The 2,009-nt window shown below is 55.1% G+C and carries 4 protein-coding genes; 3 read left to right on the plus strand and 1 reads right to left on the minus strand.

Going from position 1 to position 2,009, the window contains the following annotated elements:
- Both E8A46_RS18425 and E8A46_RS18430 read left to right on the plus strand, forming a co-directional pair.
- On the plus strand, nt 1-231 hold a 231-nt coding region (locus tag E8A46_RS18425; RefSeq protein WP_291563963.1), incomplete at its 5' end, for a DUF892 family protein.
- 565 nt (nt 232-796) lie between these two features.
- Nucleotides 797-994: a hypothetical protein gene (locus E8A46_RS18430; RefSeq protein ID WP_291563965.1), complete on the plus strand. Its 198-nt coding sequence runs from the start codon at nt 797-799 to the stop codon at nt 992-994.
- A gap of 69 nt (nt 995-1,063) precedes the next feature.
- Here the strand turns inward: E8A46_RS18430 and E8A46_RS18435 are convergent, their stop codons facing one another.
- Entirely contained in the window at nt 1,064-1,294 is a 231-nt protein-coding gene (locus E8A46_RS18435) for a hypothetical protein (protein WP_291563967.1), read from the minus strand.
- A 583-nt stretch (nt 1,295-1,877) separates the two neighbouring features.
- On the opposite strand from E8A46_RS18435, the gene E8A46_RS18440 reads away from it, so the two are divergent.
- A partial coding sequence (locus E8A46_RS18440; protein WP_291563969.1) for a DUF2171 domain-containing protein occupies nt 1,878-2,009 on the plus strand: 132 nt, incomplete at its 3' end.

The following is a 2,009-nucleotide window of genomic DNA, read 5'->3' on the forward strand; positions in this document are numbered from 1 at the left end:
GACTACAAGGGAATGCCCGCGCTCGACGCCGGCCTTCTCGCTGCGGCGCAGGCCGTCGAGCACTACGAGATGTCTCGCTACGGCACGCTGCGCACGTGGGCCGGAGAACTTGGCATGCCGGACGCCGTTGCACTTCTGGAAGCAACACTGAAGGAAGAAAAGGCCACCGATGCCGCCCTGACAACTTTGGCGAAATCGGTTGTCAATGTTGAGGCCGAGCAGGCTCTCTGACGATCATGCTGAACGCCGGTACGCGAAATCGTCCCCGGCGCCTCTCTGGCGAATTCCTTACGAATGTTTCAAACCCGGCTGGGATAATTTATAGGCGATGTACTTGCCAGCAAGGGCGAGCGCGATCACACCATATTGCTGTGCAGCATAAGCCCGGAGTTCATCGCTGACATTTGGAGTGACGAAAAACGAGTTGCAACGCGAGAACGTCGGTTTCGGCTGCTTGGCTTATGCCGACTCGCATCGTGTATTTGAACTTAGGACTGAGCGAAATTGCTCACACCCCCGCAATGCAAGTTGGGGGTTGCACGTTTATCGGGAACAATACTTAGAAGACACCGTTGAATGCTTGCTACGTGTCAAATAATGCCATCGCGGAGAATTCCTATGGAAATGATCCTGATTATCGTTTTGGTAGTGCTCTTGTTCGGTGGCGGCGGATACTGGGGTCGCAGTCGAGGCCATTGGTGATGAACTGTATACTTCCAACCGCCGAAGCCACCGGTAACTCGGACTGGAACAATATCGTTCGCTCGCCTTTGATTTAGACAATCAGAGGATGACCATGCCGAGCAGCCAACTCAAGCGGGCCGAGCGAGCGATACAAACGATCCGGGATCAAGCCGAGCTACCGCCTGAAACGGCGGACGCGCTACAGGAGATCGTCGACGTCATCAGGACCATCGAGGGCCGTTTGTCGACGCTGGAAGGCAAAGGACACCCGCGCTCTTCCGCGGAGATGGAACTGCCAAATCCGAGATGACGATAGACCACATTGTGTTGCCGCTTGCTGCGTCGATCTGGACGTGACTGCACTCGCCCTTGCGAGCATCTACTTGATGCTAATTGCCGGTTTGGAATAAACCGGCACCCTGAAGATTTCCTCCCTTGAGACATTTAGAACAGCAATGTGCCGCTCCGGATCGACTGCGGGCTTGTCGAGAGAAACTCCGATAGCGATCACCTCTGCCTTCGCAAGGGCGTCATCATCGTTTTTGAAGTTCAAACCTGACGGGTCCACCAGCCTGTGGCCGTCTTTGATATCGAAATAATAATGTGGCATCGGCCACCTCCAACTGAGTCAATGTTGGATACGCATAAGCGTTCCTCGGCGAATGAGTCCGCCTTAGTTCGTGGAAGCTCTAAATCTTCGAGAGTGAGCTATATTGAGCAGCGAGTCGTGAACCGAAACGTCATGCTGGGGTTATCACCGCCCCGTCTCGGCATCTATCGGTGACTGAGAGTATTGCGCTCCCGCCCAACCAGGGAAGCGTTATGCTCAATCGTTCCGTTCCCTCGTTTTTCTATGGCAAAGCTACTAGCGGGCTCCCGTTTTGCGCGGACTGCGACGCTCCGATGATCCTCTCACTCCTTGAGCAGGATAAGCCCGGCTTCGAGTTGCGTACTTTCGCTTGCCCGATGTGCGCCGCGACCGAAAGCATCGTCGTCCGCGTTTGGCCGGCATCACGGTGACCTGAGCTGGCGTTTTCGCCTCGGCGTAGACGCGCTGACATCCCGCGCCAGATCGCCATTAACCGCCCCAAAGAAGCGACCCCAGCGCGGCGACGGAGCCAAAGCCGCAAGAGTTTTGATGAACCTTTCGTCCGACCGTGCGTTCTGAGTAGATCATAAGGGAGTATAGACTCATGACCTCTGCATCTCAGATTAAGGAACATATGGACGTGATCGCCTCGGATGGACAAAAGATCGGCAATGTCGATCATCTCGATGGCAAGGACAAGATCAAGCTGACAAAGAGCGATGCTCCCGACGGGAAA

The organism is Bradyrhizobium sp., from assembly GCF_004799445.1.
Lineage (GTDB): Bacteria > Pseudomonadota > Alphaproteobacteria > Rhizobiales > Xanthobacteraceae > Bradyrhizobium.